The sequence below is a fragment of the Brachyspira hyodysenteriae ATCC 27164 genome, assembly GCF_001676785.2.
Classification (GTDB): Bacteria; Spirochaetota; Brachyspiria; order Brachyspirales; family Brachyspiraceae; genus Brachyspira; species Brachyspira hyodysenteriae.
Map to the genome: position 1 here is coordinate 415488 of NZ_CP015910.2, position 17864 is coordinate 433351.

17 protein-coding genes are annotated in these 17864 nt (G+C 28.9%); 12 read left to right on the forward strand and 5 right to left on the reverse strand.

The features are described 5' to 3' along the window. Positions 1-12: 12 nt before the first annotated feature. The 5 genes from panC to BHYOB78_RS01955 all read right to left on the reverse strand — a co-directional run bounded on the left by panC (position 13) and on the right by BHYOB78_RS01955 (position 7118). Positions 13-849, reverse strand: a complete 837-nt coding sequence (gene panC / locus BHYOB78_RS01935; protein WP_020064480.1) for a pantoate--beta-alanine ligase — start codon at positions 847-849, stop codon at positions 13-15. Between the two features lie 3 nt (positions 850-852). Next, complete coding sequence (locus BHYOB78_RS01940; RefSeq protein ID WP_020064481.1) at positions 853-1314, reverse strand: hypothetical protein; 462 nt, start codon at positions 1312-1314, stop codon at positions 853-855. Positions 1315-1520: 206 nt separating this feature from the next. Next, positions 1521-4715 (reverse strand): efflux RND transporter permease subunit, encoded by a 3195-nt coding sequence (locus BHYOB78_RS01945; protein WP_020064482.1) that lies wholly within the window; start codon positions 4713-4715, stop codon positions 1521-1523. Positions 4716-4866: 151 nt separating this feature from the next. Then, entirely contained in the window at positions 4867-6321 is a 1455-nt protein-coding gene (locus tag BHYOB78_RS01950; protein ID WP_012671676.1) for a TolC family protein, read from the reverse strand. A 68-nt stretch (positions 6322-6389) separates the two neighbouring features. Continuing rightward, entirely contained in the window at positions 6390-7118 is a 729-nt protein-coding gene (locus BHYOB78_RS01955) for a TetR/AcrR family transcriptional regulator (RefSeq protein WP_012671677.1), read from the reverse strand. 295 nt (positions 7119-7413) lie between these two features. On the opposite strand from BHYOB78_RS01955, the gene BHYOB78_RS01960 reads away from it, so the two are divergent. The 12 genes from BHYOB78_RS01960 to BHYOB78_RS02015 all read left to right on the forward strand — a co-directional run bounded on the left by BHYOB78_RS01960 (position 7414) and on the right by BHYOB78_RS02015 (position 17766). Then, the gene (locus tag BHYOB78_RS01960) at positions 7414-7749 is read left to right on the forward strand and encodes an STAS domain-containing protein (protein ID WP_012671678.1); all 336 of its coding nucleotides are present in this window, start codon (positions 7414-7416) and stop codon (positions 7747-7749) included. Between the two features lie 161 nt (positions 7750-7910). Next, entirely contained in the window at positions 7911-8822 is a 912-nt protein-coding gene (atpB, locus tag BHYOB78_RS01965) for a F0F1 ATP synthase subunit A (RefSeq protein WP_012671679.1), read from the forward strand. Between the two features lie 36 nt (positions 8823-8858). Further along, on the forward strand, positions 8859-9080 hold the full coding sequence (atpE, locus tag BHYOB78_RS01970) for an ATP synthase F0 subunit C (RefSeq protein WP_008723511.1): 222 nt from the start codon (positions 8859-8861) through the stop codon (positions 9078-9080). 35 nt (positions 9081-9115) lie between these two features. Continuing rightward, complete coding sequence (gene atpF, locus BHYOB78_RS01975; protein ID WP_012671680.1) at positions 9116-9619, forward strand: F0F1 ATP synthase subunit B; 504 nt, start codon at positions 9116-9118, stop codon at positions 9617-9619. Between the two features lie 36 nt (positions 9620-9655). Beyond that, entirely contained in the window at positions 9656-10204 is a 549-nt protein-coding gene (atpH, locus tag BHYOB78_RS01980; RefSeq protein ID WP_012671681.1) for an ATP synthase F1 subunit delta, read from the forward strand. A gap of 25 nt (positions 10205-10229) precedes the next feature. After that, positions 10230-10871 (forward strand): ATP synthase F1 subunit delta, encoded by a 642-nt coding sequence (gene atpH / locus BHYOB78_RS01985; RefSeq protein WP_012671682.1) that lies wholly within the window; start codon positions 10230-10232, stop codon positions 10869-10871. 26 nt (positions 10872-10897) lie between these two features. Next, complete coding sequence (gene atpA, locus BHYOB78_RS01990) at positions 10898-12397, forward strand: F0F1 ATP synthase subunit alpha (protein ID WP_020064483.1); 1500 nt, start codon at positions 10898-10900, stop codon at positions 12395-12397. Between the two features lie 62 nt (positions 12398-12459). After that, a complete protein-coding gene (gene atpG, locus BHYOB78_RS01995; protein WP_012671684.1) occupies positions 12460-13338 on the forward strand; it encodes an ATP synthase F1 subunit gamma in 879 nt (292 codons plus the stop codon). A 642-nt stretch (positions 13339-13980) separates the two neighbouring features. Further along, entirely contained in the window at positions 13981-14721 is a 741-nt protein-coding gene (locus BHYOB78_RS02000) for an ankyrin repeat domain-containing protein (protein WP_020064484.1), read from the forward strand. 347 nt (positions 14722-15068) lie between these two features. Continuing rightward, entirely contained in the window at positions 15069-15833 is a 765-nt protein-coding gene (locus BHYOB78_RS02005) for an ankyrin repeat domain-containing protein (RefSeq protein ID WP_047108809.1), read from the forward strand. Positions 15834-16072: 239 nt separating this feature from the next. Next, on the forward strand, positions 16073-16822 hold the full coding sequence (locus BHYOB78_RS02010; protein ID WP_239650280.1) for an ankyrin repeat domain-containing protein: 750 nt from the start codon (positions 16073-16075) through the stop codon (positions 16820-16822). A gap of 233 nt (positions 16823-17055) precedes the next feature. Beyond that, positions 17056-17766, forward strand: coding sequence for an ankyrin repeat domain-containing protein (locus BHYOB78_RS02015; protein ID WP_020064951.1), 711 nt, complete (start codon positions 17056-17058; stop codon positions 17764-17766). Positions 17767-17864: the final 98 nt, after the last annotated feature.

Sequence of the window (17864 nt, forward strand, 5' to 3'; positions counted from 1 at the left end):
AATATAATATTTCTATTTCAAAGGCATATTATCTAATAATCTTGTCGATCCGCAGTAGCATGATATAAGTATTATTGAATTTCTTGTTGCTGTTTCTACATTAGCTAAAGTTTCTTTATCTGCTATATAAATATATTCTAATTTCAGCATTTTATGAGATTTTAGATTATTCTTTATTATATCTATTAAATATGATGATTTAGTACCGCCTTTTTTAAACTCTTCTCTTGCCTCTTTTAGAAGTTTATATATTATAGTAGCTTCTTCTTTTTCTCTCTCACTTAATAAACTATTTAAACTGCTTAAAGCTATCATATTCTCATCTCTTACTATAGGAATAGTTTTTAATGCTATATTATAATTTAAATCTTTTATTATTTTTTTTATTATAAACATTTCCTGATAATCATATTCTGTTAAATATACATAAGTAGGTGATATTATATTGAATAGTTTTAATGTTATTGTTATTATTCCTCTATAATATATAGGTCTTGAAATTATATTGAATTTATTATTTTCTATATTTATATGCATAGCATAATCATCAGGTATCATCTCTTCAACAGATGGTAAAAATAGAACATCTGCCTGCAATTCTGACAAAAGTTTTTTATCCTTATCTAAATCCTCTGGATATTTTTCTATATCTTCCACTTTTGTGAATTGAAGAGGATTGAGAAATATACTTACAATTACAATATTACATTCTTTTTTTGCCTTTTTTATTAAAGCGGCATGTCCTTCATGTAAAGCTCCCATAGTAGGTATAAGAGCTATAGTCTTATCCTTATTATCACTAATAAATTTATATGCACTTTTTATATTTTTTAATATAGTTAAAGCCATATATTAATCCATTTTTTTATTCATTTTATCCTGATTTGTGGCAGGCTCATAAAAATATAATGCGAGTATTGTCTGAAGCGGAAACATTATAATAGCTTCAATAAACATACTGAATCGCCTAATAGTAAATATAATATCTTTTTTAAGTGCGAATACATTCACTATATAAAGTATCTTACTAGCAGCAAATGCCAAAAATAATAATATTATTAAAAAATAAGGCAATGTATTTGGTGCCGGTAATATAGTAATATATTTAGGTGTTTCATCATTATTGCAATTAACTATAAAAAGATATATTCCAAATAAGTATATAAAAGCAAATATTCCATCTAATATAATAGAAATAAGTTCAGCATTTTTATGTGAAATTTCAGGATAAAGCAAAGTTCCGCATGATCTGCATTGTTTAGCATATTTATCATTAACTGTTTTGCAAGATTTACATTTAATAGTTTTAGCCATAGTTCTAGAATAGCTCCTTCGTTATTGTCTACATTATCGTAACTATTGATTTAAAAATAATCATATTTATAAATGGTAAAATTGTCAACTATTATAATATTTAAAAATCATTTTGTATTATATTCAATTAAATAATAATAATAAAGCTAATAGAAGTTTTTTATTTTCTATTAGCTTTATTAATTATTTTAAGTACAAGTTATATATTAATGTCCTGCAGTAGTTATAGTAGTAGTAATTTCCTCTGAAGGATTTTTTGTAGGAGGTATTTTTATAAGTCTTAAGTCAAACATAATCATAAACATACAAGGTAAGAATATGAGTGTAAGCAAAGAAGCAAATAAAAGTCCATAAGCTAATGCCATAACTATAGGAATAATGATATCAGCTCTACCGCCTATACCATAAACAGTAGGTAAAAGTCCTACAACTGTAGTAACAGTAGTTAAGAATACCGGACGAAGTCTCTGCTTAGCTCCGTCAACAATAGCCTTAGCAACGCCTCTTTTACCTCCTTCAACACCTTCATCTATGATTTTGTTAATCAAGTCAACAAGTATAATACCATTGTTTACAACAACACCTGCCAAACCGATGATACCTACAACACCCATGAATGATAAAGGCATTTTGTGAATAGCGAATCCTAATAATACACCAATCAAACCGAATGGAATAATTATCATTATCATAATAGGCTGTATGAATCTGTTTAACTGAAGCAATAATACAATGTATACAAATATGAATGCCATAGCAAAACTGAATAATAATTGTTTTATAGCTTTCATAGTTTCTTTAGCTTCACCGCCGAACTCTAATTTTAAGCCTCTGTATTCTTTATTGAAATCTTTAAATCTTTCACTTACTGCTGCCATAACCTGCTGAGAAGTATTTTTTCCATATTCTATACCAGCTGTAATAGTTATTGTTCTTTCTCCATTATAGTGTTTTAATGTTGAAAGACCATTAGCTTTTTCTACTGATGCAATGTTTTTAAGATATATTAATCTTCCTTGAGAGTTAGGTATTAAAAGATCATTTAAATATTTAGCATCATAAGTAAACTGATCATCAAATACTACTCTGAAATCTAATTTATTTTCAAGTTCCTGTATATATGTAGCTTCAGTACCATAATATGCTGTTCTTACTTCATTAGCTACATTTGCTACGCTAACTCCAAGTTCTGCTATTTTATTATAATCAAGCATAACTCTTAATTCTTCTTTACCTATTTTATCATCATCATCAATATCTATAACTCCAGGAACAGTAGCTAAAAATGCCTTGATTTCATCTTTAGCTTTTTTAGCAAGTTCAGTGTCATTTCCTACTATTTTAATATCTACAGGATCACCAGGGTCAACAGAACCTTTAGTATTCATCATAAATATAGGAACTGTCTGTCTTATATCTGTTTTATCTATTTCCTGATTTATTAAAGCAACAAGCTCATCAGCTGTTCTAGTTCTTTCAGCAGCAGGAACTAAATAAACCATAATACCTGCCAAACTTCCTTTTTCTTCAGAAACTATTTCTTGGTCAACCTGCTTACCTACAAGAGAGTATAAAGCAATAAGTTCTTCAGGTTTTACTACTTTAGAAACAGCATCTTCTATTTTAGCAATCTGCTGAGTTGTAACTTCTTTTGTAGTACCTGTAGGCATTTCTATATTGATAACTATAGTATCAGCACTTGTATCGTATATAAGTACGAAGTTTTTGAAACTGTTTTGTGCTAAGAATATAGAAGCTATAAACATAAGTATGAAAAATCCTATAACTATATATCTTACATGTATTAATTTCTCTAATATTGCACCGAAAGGTATTTTCATTTTATCGAATAAAGCATCTTTATCGAAATCAAGAGGATTTTTAAATTTACTTTTCTTTTTAGGTTTATAAGATTTATATTTATCTTCTTTATCCTGCAATTGGTTAGGAAGTATTAATACTGCCTGAAGCATACTAACAACAAGTGTAAATATAACGATTCTTGGGAAAAGGTTTAATATTTTACCCATTATACCGCTGATTGTAAGCATAGGGAAGAATGCAGCAACAGTTGTAAGTGTTGAAGCAAGCATAGGCATTACAACATCGGAAACGGCGAGCCTTGTAGCTTCAAGTCCTTTATATCCTGCCTGTTTAAAGTTGAATATATTTTCAGATACTACGATAGAGTTGTCTACTATCATACCAAGTACCGTAATAATAGCAGCTAATGACATTGTATTGAATGTTATTCCTGCTACCTGCATATATATAAAACATGCAAACATAGTGAGTATCATACCCAAACTTGTGAACATAGCACTTTTGAAATCCAAGAATATAATCAAAGTTATAAAGATGATTATAAATCCTTGAATAAGGTTTGAAGTTACAATACTTAAAAGTGATTTAATAGTTCTTGATTTATCACCCATAACGGATACTTGAATATTATCAGGAACTATATCAGCATTTTCAGCTAAATATTGATTCACTACATCAATAGTTTTAAGAATGTCAGCATTTTCATTTTTTACAACTGACAAAGAATAACCAGCTGCTCTGTTTACTCTCATGTATACAGTTTTATCTTCAAAACCTGATTTAACATTTGCTATATCATTAATTCTTACTCTCTGTCCATTGAATGTAGAACGAATTATAACATTACTTGCTTCCATAGGATCTTGGAATTCACCGTAAGTTACAACAGTTTGTTCCTTTCCGCCTGTTTCTATGTCACCGCCTGTAGCTCTTATGTTTCTTATGCTAAGTGCATTAACAACATCGCTTAAAGCTATATAGTTTTGCTGCATTTTTATAGGATCAACATACACTTTAATTTCAGGGTCTGTTCTTCCATCAACTCTTATTTCAGATACGCCTTCAAGTCTTACAAGTTCATTTTCAAGTCTTTGGCTGAAATCAAATAATTCTCTTTCATCACCTTCCATACCTTCTTTGAAGTGTACAGCTAAAGTGTATATATCCATTTTATTAGGGTTTAAGTCATAAGTTGTAACTTCTTCAACATCTTCTGATAAATCCGGAACATTCTGCATTTGTCTGAATATTTCGTCTTTAACAGGCTGTCTATTTGGTATAGTTTCATCTAGTTTTACTAAAATAATTGCGGCATTTTCAATAATTGTTGTATTATATTCATCTATACCGGATATTCCCTGTAATTCTTCTTCTATAGGTATAACAGCATTTTGTTCTACGTCAAGCGGAGTAGCACCGGGATATACTACAGATATTAACATCATATCCAAATCTGTAGATGGAATTGATTCTTTTCTTAGGTTAAAGTAGTAGTAGCCTCCTACAAATAATATGGCCATTACTATTATATTTACAAGCATCGTTTTTTTGGCAAAAAATACTATAATTCTTTCCATATATTGCTTAATCTCCTCTTTTTTATATGTATTAATGTAAATAAAGATTTTGTTATTAGAGGGGTTAATTTTTTATTAATTAACCCCCTAATAAATATTTTTATCCCTCTAAAATCCTTATTGAAAGTTGCTAATTAAAAAATTATTTATTTTATTCATAATCTATGGCAAGCAAAGCTCTGTAATCAAATATAGTCGTTATAAATTCGTACTGAAGATTCAAAAGCTCTGTCTGAGTAGCTACAAGTTCCAACCTTGATGTAAGTAAATCATCGATTTCTAAACGTCCTTGATCAAGTTTTTGAAGCTGAGTAGCTATTCTTGAATTAATTGCTCTTATCTGCATTTGTTTGCTTGCTATTAAATTTTTGTAAGCATTAAATTTAGAAATATATGTCTGTAATTGAGTATTAAAATCTTTTTCTAATTGATCATATTGAGCTATTATTCCATATAATGAGTTTTCAGCCATTTGATATTGTGCTTTATTTGCTCTGTTTCCTAATGGATAAGAGAACTGCACTCCGGCAAAGAAATCAACATTTGTCATACTGCCGAAAGATTTAAAATATCCTTCAGTATTAGGACTAAGACCATTAAGACTTACACTTCCTACAAAGTCTAAATTAGGTAATGTACCGTTTTTCATAGCATCAAGAGTATATTCAGCTCTTATTTTAGATTGATATGCTATTTGTCCGTTTATACTATCAGCGAAAGGAACTGCCTCCATCTGCATATTGCTTCCTAAATCTAAATAAGCATCCCAAGTAGTATGATCCGGCTTTATATTAGTTACAGGCATAAAGAAACTTACAGTTGCTAAAAGACTATCTAAGTAAACCTGATTCTGTGCATAATAATCACTGTAAACCATAGTTTGTGTTCTTGCGTTCTGATAAGAGTCATTATCTATAAGTCCGTTATTGTATCTGTCTCTCATCTGATTTTCAAATCTTTTAGCAGTTATATACATGTTTCTGTAATAAGCAAGAAGTTTTTCGTACATTATCCATTGATAATAAATTTTCTGATATGAAACAATAACGCTGGCATCATCTAATTTTCTTTGAAGCTTAGCTATAGCAAGAGCATATTCAGCATCTTTTATAGGATATTTATCTAAAGTACCGAAAAAATTTCTTAAAAGAGGCTGAGTTACTTCTAATGTTAATGAAGGCTGATAATTATTAAAATCTACAGACTGACCTCCAGGCATATTTAATTTACCGCCTAAAAAAGAAGTATGAGTTAAATTAACAGACCATTTAGTTCCTGTATAAGGTATTAAAGAACCTAGTCCAATTCCAGCCTGTATTCCTGCGGCATTGACACTTGGGCTAGCTGTAGTACTAGTGTATCCGCTTGATAAACTTCCGTATTTACCTACTGCTCCAAACTGTGCAGATAAATTTACATCTCCTGAACTTTCAGCACTAAGTAAATTCATCTGAGCATTAGTTTCTGTTACAGCATTTATTTTTAGTTCTGGTATTTGATCTCTTATAGTTTCCATATAAGCAGCATAAGTCAAAGTATTTGTTTGACCATATAAAATATTTATAAATACAATAGAACATAAAATTATTTTAACACTTATTTTCATTTACTCTCCTTATCGCATCAAATCATAGAATATTAGCTCTTATTATTTAATTCATTTGATAAAAAATATTAATTTTTAAAGCTGTATTTGTGTATGTTTTTACTTCCAAGCAAAAGCAGCAATGTTTTATATAATGTGTCAATTAAATTATCCAAATTCACATCTAATGTTCTTCCTGCTTCTCCATGGTATATATTTTCTTCATCTCCTTTGTAATAGTATAGCTTTCTGTCTAGGTTATAATATTTATTTAATATTAATTCGTTTCCTATTCCTGATGCTGCCACTATCATCTGCATATAAATGTCTTGAGGATCTATTACCGGATTGAAATATTTTTCATCAATTTTCTTATCTATGAATATTAACAGTTCTGAAAACCAATAATTTAATACAAGGTCTTTATTTATATTATCTTTCAATTTCTGCATTCTTTCTTTACTGTTAAAAAACATAGCCTGCAATTCAAACATTATCTTTCCAAATTCCTTGGCTGTTATAAAGAAAAATTTTCTAAAAGCATCGAATAATTCAAATATAGCTTTTTCAGGTTCATCATAATAATTTTCTATAATATCTCTAGGATTTACTTCAGTTTTATTGCTGTTAATCAATGCTATTACAATTTCATCTATATTTGAATAATATTTGTAAACACCTCCTTGACTTAAACCTGACTCTTTAACAATATCTTTCATTCTTACACTATATGCAGGCTTCTTAAAAAATACACTCATAGCTGCATCTAGTATTATCTTCCTTTTGTTCTCAAAATATTCTTGATTTACTTTAGGCATTGTATTATTTTGGTGTTCACCTCGTACTTGAAAAATTAATATGAAAATAAAAACGATACTAGTGTCATTTTTATTTGTGAAATACATATTATTACAATTATTTTTTATTGTCAATATATTTTGTATAGGAAATTTACGATTTTTATACACAATTTGTTAAACTCAATCAAAAAAACAGCTATATACAACATTTGCTACATAAAATATTTGTAATTAACTATTGTAAATATTTATATTTAGTTTAAAATTAGAACATAAAATGACTTCAATATTTTTTTAATGGAGTTTTATTATCATGGAAGTAAATATCAAAGAGTTAGAGAATAACACTGTAATATTGAAATTGGATGGAGATATTGATGTTTATACCTCATCTGATTTAAAAGATTCTATTTTTTCACAAATAGAACTTGGAGCAAAAAAAATAATAATAGATATGGAAGATGTCTATTATATAGATAGTAGTGGAATAGGGGTATTTATTTCGGCACTTGGTACATTTAAGAAGGTAAATGGTAAAATATGCTTTGTAAAAGTTACAGATCCTGTTAAAAAGGTGTTTGAACTTACTAAAATTAATAGTTTTTTCCCTGTATTTACAACAGAAACTGAAGCTTTGGCTAATTTTTAATTTATTTTGAATTTTTAATATAAATTAAATTTAGATAAAATAAAAAAATAAGCTGCAATAATAGTTGATTTTTTATTTAATAGTTATAAAATTATTACAATTTATAATAAATATTTTTATCATTTTTATGAAATTTGTATACAAGGTAGTAATTGTTTATTATGATTAAAGAATTATTTTTGCTTAGGAAAGTTTTTATATTAACTTTAATATTAAGCTGTGTATTTTCTGTCAATGTTCTTTACGGTGCTGAAACTATTAATGATTATATAATGGAAGAGATAACTGATAATACTTCCCATCCATTCTATACAATTCCTATAAAATTTGGAAAATACATTGATTTTGATTTTAAAATAACAAAACATATAATATTGGTAACTTTAGCGGGTATTTTATCTGTATGCAGTATGAAATATTTAGCTCATAAACTTAAACGTCCTTTAAATAGACCTACATATTTACAAAGTATATTAGAAGGTTTGATAGATTATATGAATAAGGATGTTATCGGTGCTACTTTAGGAGAAGAGGGTAAGAAATATGTACCTTTTTGTCTTACAGTATTTTTATTCGTATTATTTTCAAATATATTAGGACTTATACCGGCATCCATTAAATTTCCTACAGAAGACGGAAATCATTCTTATATAGCAGGAGGACTTGGAGCTAATATAGGATTCACTGCTGCTATAGCTATAGTTGTATTTATAGTTTATATTGTTGCTGGAATAAGAAAAAAAGGCATAATAAAATATTGGACTTCTTTGGTGCCTAAAGGTTTGCCTATACCTTTAATACCTATAATATGGGTATTAGAGTTTATTACATTATTCAACAGAGCTTTTGCTCTTGCGATTCGTTTATTTGCAAACATAACAGGCGGGCATATAATGATGATAGTTATACCGTATTTGATAGTAATGTCTGGTACATTATTAGTTTCCCCATTTGCGGTATTATTCTTAGGATTCATATATGTTCTTGAAATGTTTGTAGCAGTTTTACAGGCTTATATATTCTCATTATTATCAGCAGTTTATATTGGAATTGCTATTAGTGATGAGCATTAATTATAAATAAAATTATCATAAAAGGAGAATAAAAAAATGGAACTTTCTATATTAGGTGCAGCAATTGGAGCAGGACTTGCAGCTATAGGGGTTGGTTTAGGAATAGGTTTTATAGGTTCTAGAGCAGTAGAAGGAATAGCTAGACAGCCTGAAGTATCAGGTAAAATACAAACAGCAATGCTTATAGCAGCAGCATTAATAGAAGGTGTTGGACTTTTTGCTTTGGTTATTTGTATTCTTGCACTGTTCACAAAATAATACAGATAGTAAATAATTGATTTGGAGGTATATGTATGGCACTTTTAAAAATAGATCCTGGTATTATAATCTGGACTTGGATCACATTTTTACTAGTTCTTGCTATATTAGGTGCTTCTACTTGGAAAATAATTTTGAAGGGTTTGAATGCTCGTGCTGACAAGATACAAGAAGATTTGGAAGAGGCTGAGAAAACTAGAGAAAATGCTAAAAAATCTTTGGCAGCATATAGAGAGCAAATTGATAATGCTAAGGTTGAAGCTAGTGCTATTATAGAAAATGCCAGAGTTGAGGCTAATAGGATTAGAGATAAAATTATTAATAATGCTAGAGAGGAAGCAGAACTTAATAAAAACAAAATTATGTCTGAAATAGACAGATCTAAAGAAGAGGCTATGAATAGTGTAAAAAAACAGGCACTTGATATTGCTGTTGTTATGGCAGAAACTATTCTTAAGAGAAACATTAATAAAGAAGATAATCAGGCTTTGATTAATGAATTTATTAATAATGCAAATAAAGAAAACAGTCAGAAATGATGATATTTAAGAATTTTTAGGAAGTAAATTAATCTTATGAAAGAAAGTGATAAGCTGCAAATATTAAAACCTACAGCTAGTGCTATATTTGATATAGCTAGAGAGCTTGGAATGATAAAAGAAATATATAATGAACTTTCAGAATGTTCAAAATTATTTCAGGATATTGATATAAAAAAATATTTTTTTGATAAATCAATTTCTAAAAAAGATAAAAAAGAATTAATAGATAAAAGATTAAAACCAATACTTTCTAAAGAAACTTATGCTTTTGTATCTATATTAACAGAACATGATAGTATAGATGTTCTGCCGGATATTGTTGCTTTGTATAAAGAGATAGCTGATGATTATAGTAATATAGTCAGAGTTCGTATTATTACAGCAAGTACTATTGATGATAAAACAGTAGAAGATATTATTCAAACAGTTAAATGTTTTTCCAGCAATGAAATATCCTATGAAACTATAGTTGATGAAAATATTATAGGCGGAATAATAGTATATATTGGCTCTGTAGTTTATGATTATAGTATAAAAAAACAAATAGATTTATTGCAAAGTAAATTTACCTATGGTAATTAATTAAACATTATAGGAGTTGTATAATATGGATCCTATTGCTGAAAACATTTTAAGTGATCTCAAGAAAGAAGTTCTTAGAGAGGTTACAAGAGAAAAGGCAAGTAGATTTAGCCGTATTGTAAAAAATGAATCTAGTGCCAAAAATTATGCAAAGGCTATGTTTGATATTGCTTCAGATATAGGTAAAATAGAGGTAATTAAAAGCGATTTGAATGTTGTTTATTCATCTTTGCTTGTTGATAATGATATATTTAATTTTTTTAAATCTAGTTTCATAGACGGACATTTAAGAATGCGTATATTAAAAAAAATATATGCAGATAAGATTTTAGAAGAAACATTTAATCTTATTGCTATCTTAGTAGAAAGAGATATGATTAATATTTTATTTGCAATAATAGTAGAGTATGAAAACTTATGCAATGAATATTATAATATAATTGTAGTGAAAATTACAACTGCATCAAATATGACAGATACAGAAGATATGAATAAACTTAAAGATCATATTACGAATATGATATCAGATAAAGACATACATTTTACATTTAATATAGATGAAAATATAATAGGCGGTGTGGTAATAGAGGTAGAAGATGTTGTATATGACTATAGTGTAAGAAGACTGCTTACCGAATTGAAATCTTCTATTTCTGAAAATAATTGATACATTTTATATTTGAGGAATTGCTTATGAATATAAAAGCTAGTGAAATTGCAGCGGTTCTTAAAGAGGAGATTAAGAATTATAAAGCTGATTTTACTCCTAATGAAGTTGGAGTGGTTGTAGAGGTTGGAGATGGTATAGCTAGAATCATTGGGCTTCCACATGTTATGGCTAATGAAATGATACTTTTTGAAAGCGGTGCTGTTGGTCTTGCTTTTAACTTGGAAGAAGAAACTATTGGTGCTATAGTTCTAGGTGATTATTACGGAATTAAAGAAGGAAGTAAAGTAAGCAGGCTTAAAAGAATATTAGAAGTACCTGTAGGAGATGCATTACTTGGAAGAGTTGTTAATCCTTTGGGTGTACCTATAGACGGACATGGTGAGATAACTACTGATAAAAGGAGAGTAATAGAATTTCCTGCACCAGGTATTGCTGACAGACAAGCAGTAAAACAGCCTCTTCAAACAGGTATTAAAGCTATTGACTCTATGACTCCTATAGGAAGAGGTCAAAGACAGCTTATCATCGGCGACAGAGGTACAGGTAAAACTTCCATTGCTCTTGATGCTATAATTAATCAAAAAGGTACAGGTGTTATATGTATTTATGTAGCAATAGGACAGAAGGCTTCTACTGTTGCTGGTGTTGTTGATACATTAAGACAGCATGGAGCATTAGAATACACTATAGTAGTTGCGGCAACTGCAGCTGATTCTGCTCCGCTTCAATACATAGCTCCTTATGCCGGATGTGCTATGGCAGAATATTTTATGTATGAACAGAAAAAAGATACATTGATTATATATGATGACTTAACTAAGCAGGCTAATGCTTACAGACAGATATCATTACTTTTAAGAAGACCTCCTGGAAGGGAAGCTTTTCCTGGTGATGTATTCTACTTGCATTCAAGACTTCTTGAAAGAGCTGCAAAACTTAGTGATGAATTGGGAGGCGGTTCTTTAACAGCTCTTCCTATAATAGAAACTCAGGATAATGAGGTATCTGCTTATATTCCTACTAACGTTATTTCTATTACTGACGGACAGATATATTTGCTTACTAGTTTATTTATGAGCGGTGTTCGTCCGGCAATTGATGTAGGTATATCAGTTTCCCGTGTAGGCGGTAATGCTCAGACTAAAGCTATGAAAAAGGTTGCTGGTACTTTAAGACTTGACCTTGCTTCTTACAGATCTTTAGAGGCATTCTCTCAGCTTGGTATTGGACTTGATAAAGCTACTTTGGCACAATTAGACAGAGGTGCTAAAATGGTTGAATTGTTAAAACAAAAACAATACAGTCCTATACCTTTTGAAGAACAGGTAGTTGTTATATTTGCTGCTACTAAAGGTTTCTTGGATAATATTGAAGTTGATAGAGTTCATGAATTTGAGTGGAGACTTCTTCAATATATGAGAGCTGATAAGCAGAATATACTTGATGATATTAGAGAGAAAAAAGATATAGAAGATATGGACGGACTTTATAAAATCATAGAAGAGTTCAAATCTAAGTTCTAATTTTTATATTATATGATTATATAAATTAGTCTTGGCAATTCTATTGATTTGGGGTTTTTATTATGGCAGAGAAACTTAATGTATTAAAAGCGAGAATTAAAGCTGTATCAAGTACGCATAAAATAACCAAAACTATGGATATGATAGCAAGATCTAGAACAGCTAAAATTCTAACAGTAGAACAAGGTATGCGTCCTTTCACTCAAAAGTTAAACAGGATAGTTGAAGATCTTTCGCATTCTGATATGGATCATGTGCATCCTTTGCTTGCTCCAAAAAAGAAAATAAAAAACATAATACTTTTTGTTGTAACTTCTTCAAGAGGATTATGCGGTTCTTATAATACAAAGATTTTTGATGAGGCTATGGAGAGAATCAGACACCATCATAGACATGGAAGAGAGGTTCAGCTTCATGTACTCGGAAAGAAAGGTGAAGTTTATTTTGAGAAGCAGGGCATACCTATAGCACGTAAATATCCTCGTATAGATGAAGAATCTACTTTTGATGATTGTGCTACTGTAGTTCAGCGTTTCATGCATGAATATGCAGTTGATAATGCTTCTAGGGTAGAGGTTATATATACAAGATATTATACAAGGGTGGTACATATACCTAAAATTAAAAGTTTGATCCCTATGATTCCTGATGAAGAGGATATCGAGGGACATAAAATAAAGAAAAAATTAGATTATGTTATTGAGCCTAATGTAGATGATGTATTAAAAGAGGTTGTACCTATGGCTATTAAAACATATTTCTATTTTATGCTTACAAGTTCTTTTTTGTCTGAGAATGCTGAAAGAGCTATTGCTATGAGAAATGCTACTGACAATGCTGAAAGATTATTAACTGATCTTAAAAATAAAGCTAACAGAGCAAGACAAGAACATATTACTAATGAGCTTCTTGATATTATAGGCGGTTCTGAGGCTATATAATTTATTTTGTATATAAAAAATTAAATACCATTCATTATTTATTTTATGGATGGTATTTTTTTATTTTAAATTTTTTAATTTTTGTACAATAATGAGTAATCAGCCGCACACTTTACAGTGCTTCCTTCGTTCGCGTATAAATGACTATTATAATATTATGATATTGCCACTACGGCTAGTATCTGACAAAGTTAAAAATTTTTAGTATATACTAAAAATTTTATAGTTTGTATTTTTTTAGTCAACTTTTTCCCGACACTTACGCTCTGCGGGCTTCGCCAAAGTTGATGCCAACACCACAGGTGGACTTCGTAGGCATGCTTTGAGAAAGTGCAAGTATAAAATTAGTACTAAATCATACTAAAATCGTCTTACATTTAAAATAATTTATTATATTTAAGTTTAAATATATACTTTCGCGAAGCGTATCCGAGCCTGTCGAGGATATATACCTAAAGATACTTCCTTCGGTCGCAAAAGAAGTGGGTGGCGGCACTCTGTGTACTTCGTAAGGGCAATGCCATGCAGATATTTAAAATTTAAAAAAATAATTTTTGACAAAGTATAGTTGTTTATGTATATATAAAATTATTTATTTTTATAGTATAATACTCGAAATTATTAATTACTATGAGACGGTATATGAAAAAAATGCTATTGATTTCTTTTGTTTTAATGATTACTTTTATTGTTTCCTGCGGTAAAAAAGAAGAGGCTAGTATAAGTAATAATTCTGTGTATGTAAGTAATTTAAATAATATATATCATAAAACCTACACTAATGTTGTAAAGATTCAAGGTAAATTTGTTAATATAAATCCTGCTTTTTATTACGGCAATAGAAAAGAAGGAGAATATAGCGAGGAGTATGATATATTTGAGGCTATAAAAAATCATAGTTTAAAGAGAGTAATGGAATTAATAGAAGATGGTGAAGATATTAATCAAAATGATAGAGACTTCATCATACATAGTGAGCTTATGGATGCTAATTACTTTATAGAAGGTAGTACTCCTTTAATATTTGCGGTATTTTATAGGGATTTGGGTGTAATGAAATATTTACTTGATAATGGTGCTGATCCTTATATTAAAGATGATAGCAGTAAGAATTCTTTTTTATGGGCTTGCGGTGTTGGAAATGTTGATGTAATAAAAATGCTTGTAGAGTTTGATTCTGATTTAGTTGATTCTCAAGATAGATTTGGTTTAAATGGACTTCATATGGCTGCTTGGAATGACAATGTAGAAGTATTTGAATATTTAATTAATGATTTGGGTATGGATATAAACAGCACTGATGAGCACGGAAACGGAGTTTTATATTATGCCACTGAATATGCAACATTAGAGAAGTTAAGAGAGCTAGGAGCTGAAGAGTAATTTTATAAAAATGATGCATTTAGTAGATAGAGTTATTTTCTAGACTTAATTAGCGAACAATTTTTATTAAAAATAAGATAAAAATTGTGAGTATTTCATAAATATATTGAAGATAAATATATAAAAAAATCGAGCGTCTAGCAAATTCATTTGCTAGAGCCTTGAAGCGAGATTTTTTAATTATTAATAAATCAATTTTTATTAGCAACAATATAAAAATTGTGAGCGTCTGGCAAGTTTACTTGACAGACCCGATTAGCGAACAATTTTTATTAGCAACAATAGAAAATAATTCGTTTTTATTGTATAATACTTCAGAAATTATTAATTACTATACGGTGGTGTTTATGAAAAGTATAAAAATCTCAAAAAGTGTATTATTGGTTTCTTTATTATCAATTATTTTAATTGTGTCATGCGGTAAAAAAGAAGAGCCTAGTGTAAGTATAAGTAATAATTCTGTGTATGTAAGTGATCCAAATAATATATATCATAAAACTTATACTAATGTTGTAAAGGTTCAGGGTAAATATGTTAGTATGAACGCTGCTTTTTCTTACGGCAATAGAAAAGAAGGAGAATACAGCGAAGATTATGATATATTTGAGGCTATACAAAATCATAGCTTAAAGAGAGTACAGGAATTAATAGAAGAAGAAGGCGAAGATATAGATCAAACTTATTTTGGAGATAGTTTATATAGTGAATTTATGGATGATAGTTATGCAATAGACGGGGGCACTCCTTTAATATTTGCTGTATTTTATAGAGATTTGGGTATAATGAAATATTTGCTTGATAAAGGTGCTGATCCTTATATTAAAGATGATGATAGTTGGAATGCATTTTTATGGGCTTGCGGCACAGGCAATGTTGATGTAATAAAAATGCTTGTACAGTCAGATTCTTATTTAGTTAATTCTAAAAATATGTATGATGCAAACGGACTTCATATGGCGGCTTTGAATGATAATGTAGAGGTGTTTGAGTATTTAGTTAATGATTTGGGTATTGATATAAACAGTACAGATGAGGACGGAGACGGAGTTTTATATTATGCCAATGAAGATGCAGCATTAGAAAAGTTAAGAGAGCTAGGGGCTGAAGAGTAATTTTATAAAAATAGTGGGTATCTAGTAAATGAATTTGCTAGACTCAATTAGCTCACAATTTTTATCAGTAATAATATAAAAAATTGTGAGCATTATATAAGTATAGTCAAAATAAATTATAAAATAATATAGCGTATATCAATGTACGAAGTGAATTGTTATAGCTTTATTAGCAACAATATAAAATATTTGTTTTTATAGTATAATACTCAAAATTATTAATTAGTATGAGGCGGTATATGAAAAAATTCTTATTTATTTCTTTTGTTTTAATGATTACTTTTATTATTTCTTGCGGTAAAAAAGAAGAGGCTAGTGTAAGTATAAGTAATAATTCTGTGTATGTAAGTGATCCTAATAATATATATCATAAAACCTATACTAATGTTGTAAAGGTTCAGGGTAAATATGTTAGTATGAACTCTGCTTTTTCTTACGGCAATAGAAAAGAAGGAGAATACAGCGAGGATTATGATATATTTGAGGCTATACAAAATCATAGTTTAAAAAGGGTACAGGAATTAGTAGAAGAAGAAGGCGAAGATATAGATCAAACTTATTTGGGAGATAGTTTATATAGTGAATTTATGGATGATAGTTATGCAATAAATGGAGCTACTCCTTTAATATTTGCTATATTTTATAGAGATTTGGGTATAATGAAATATTTGCTTGATAAAGGTGCTGATCCTTATATTAAAGATGATGATGGATGGAATTCTTTTTTATGGGCTTGTGGAACTGGAAATGTTAATGTAATAAAAATGCTTGTAGAGTTTGATTCTGATTTAGTTGATTCTAAAAATATATATCAGGGAAATGGGCTCCATGTAGCTGCTATGTATGATAATGTAGAAGTATTTGAATATTTAGTAAATGATTTAGGTATAGATATAAATAGTACAGATGAGGACGGTGATGGAGTTTTGTATTATGCTGAAAAAGATGAGGCAATAGAAAAGTTAAGAGAGCTAGGAGCTGAAGAATAATTTTATAAAAATAGTGGGGGTCTAGTAAATGAAATTTGCTAGACTCAATTAGCTCACAATTTTTATCAGTAATAATATAAAAAATTGTGAGCATTATATAAGTATAGTCAAAATAAATTATAAAATAATATAGCGTATATCAATGTACGAAGTGAATTGTTATACCTTTATTAGCAACAATATAAAATATTTGTTTTTATAGTATAATTTTAAATTATTATGATTGGGTATATATGAAAAAATTGTTATTAATTTCTTTTGTTTTAATGTTTACTTTACTAATTTCTTGCGGTAAAAAAGAAGAAGATATTATAAGTAATGCTAATAATTTAGATAATAAGATTGATACTAATGTTGTAAAGGTTAAGGGTAAATATGTTAATATGAACTCTGATTTTTCTTACGGCAACAGAGAAGAAGGAGAATACAGCAAAGATTATGATATATTTGAAGCTATAGAAAATCATAGTTTAAAAAGAGTGATTGAATTAATAGAAGAAGGTGAAGATATTAATCAAACTTATAGCGGCGGAAAAAAATATAGTGAGCTTCTTAATAATGATTATTATCTTGATGGAGCTACACCTTTAATGTTTGCTGTGTTTTATAGAGATTTAGGTATAATGAAATATTTGCTTGATAAAGGTGCCGATCCTAATATTATTCAAGATGAATATGGACGAAATGTATTTTTACTTGCTTGCGGTTTTGGAAATGTTGATGTAATAAAAATGATTGTAGATTTTGACTCTGATTTAGTTGATTCTGTATCTAGCCGTGATGAGAATGGACTTGATATGTCTTATTTGTATGGAAATATAGAAGTATTTGAATATTTAGTTAATACATTAGGTTTAACTACTGATATTTTGGATAATGTTGATGAAGAAGATCCATACGAAAATACTGAGGATATAAAAAAATTAAGAGAACTTCTGAATTAGATTATTTTTATATAATATTTTTTTAATTTTATTAATAAAAAATTATAAATAACGCACGGTGAATAGGATTTTATTTATAAATTCATTATATTTTTTAT

Coding starts and splice junctions, on each gene's coding strand:
- atpH (WP_012671681.1), top strand. CDS start 9,656: ATGAAAGAAAGTGATAAGCTGCAAATATTAAAACCTACAGCTAGTGCT.
- BHYOB78_RS01955 (WP_012671677.1), bottom strand. CDS start 7,118: ATGCCTAAAGTAAATCAAGAATATTTTGAGAACAAAAGGAAGATAATA.
- atpH (WP_012671682.1), top strand. CDS start 10,230: ATGGATCCTATTGCTGAAAACATTTTAAGTGATCTCAAGAAAGAAGTT.
- BHYOB78_RS02000 (WP_020064484.1), top strand. CDS start 13,981: ATGAAAAAAATGCTATTGATTTCTTTTGTTTTAATGATTACTTTTATT.
- atpB (WP_012671679.1), top strand. CDS start 7,911: ATGATTAAAGAATTATTTTTGCTTAGGAAAGTTTTTATATTAACTTTA.
- BHYOB78_RS02010 (WP_239650280.1), top strand. CDS start 16,073: ATGAAAAAATTCTTATTTATTTCTTTTGTTTTAATGATTACTTTTATT.
- BHYOB78_RS02015 (WP_020064951.1), top strand. CDS start 17,056: ATGAAAAAATTGTTATTAATTTCTTTTGTTTTAATGTTTACTTTACTA.
- BHYOB78_RS01940 (WP_020064481.1), bottom strand. CDS start 1,314: ATGGCTAAAACTATTAAATGTAAATCTTGCAAAACAGTTAATGATAAA.
- atpG (WP_012671684.1), top strand. CDS start 12,460: ATGGCAGAGAAACTTAATGTATTAAAAGCGAGAATTAAAGCTGTATCA.
- BHYOB78_RS01950 (WP_012671676.1), bottom strand. CDS start 6,321: ATGAAAATAAGTGTTAAAATAATTTTATGTTCTATTGTATTTATAAAT.
- atpA (WP_020064483.1), top strand. CDS start 10,898: ATGAATATAAAAGCTAGTGAAATTGCAGCGGTTCTTAAAGAGGAGATT.
- BHYOB78_RS01945 (WP_020064482.1), bottom strand. CDS start 4,715: ATGGAAAGAATTATAGTATTTTTTGCCAAAAAAACGATGCTTGTAAAT.
- atpE (WP_008723511.1), top strand. CDS start 8,859: ATGGAACTTTCTATATTAGGTGCAGCAATTGGAGCAGGACTTGCAGCT.
- BHYOB78_RS02005 (WP_047108809.1), top strand. CDS start 15,069: ATGAAAAGTATAAAAATCTCAAAAAGTGTATTATTGGTTTCTTTATTA.
- atpF (WP_012671680.1), top strand. CDS start 9,116: ATGGCACTTTTAAAAATAGATCCTGGTATTATAATCTGGACTTGGATC.
- BHYOB78_RS01960 (WP_012671678.1), top strand. CDS start 7,414: ATGGAAGTAAATATCAAAGAGTTAGAGAATAACACTGTAATATTGAAA.
- panC (WP_020064480.1), bottom strand. CDS start 849: ATGGCTTTAACTATATTAAAAAATATAAAAAGTGCATATAAATTTATT.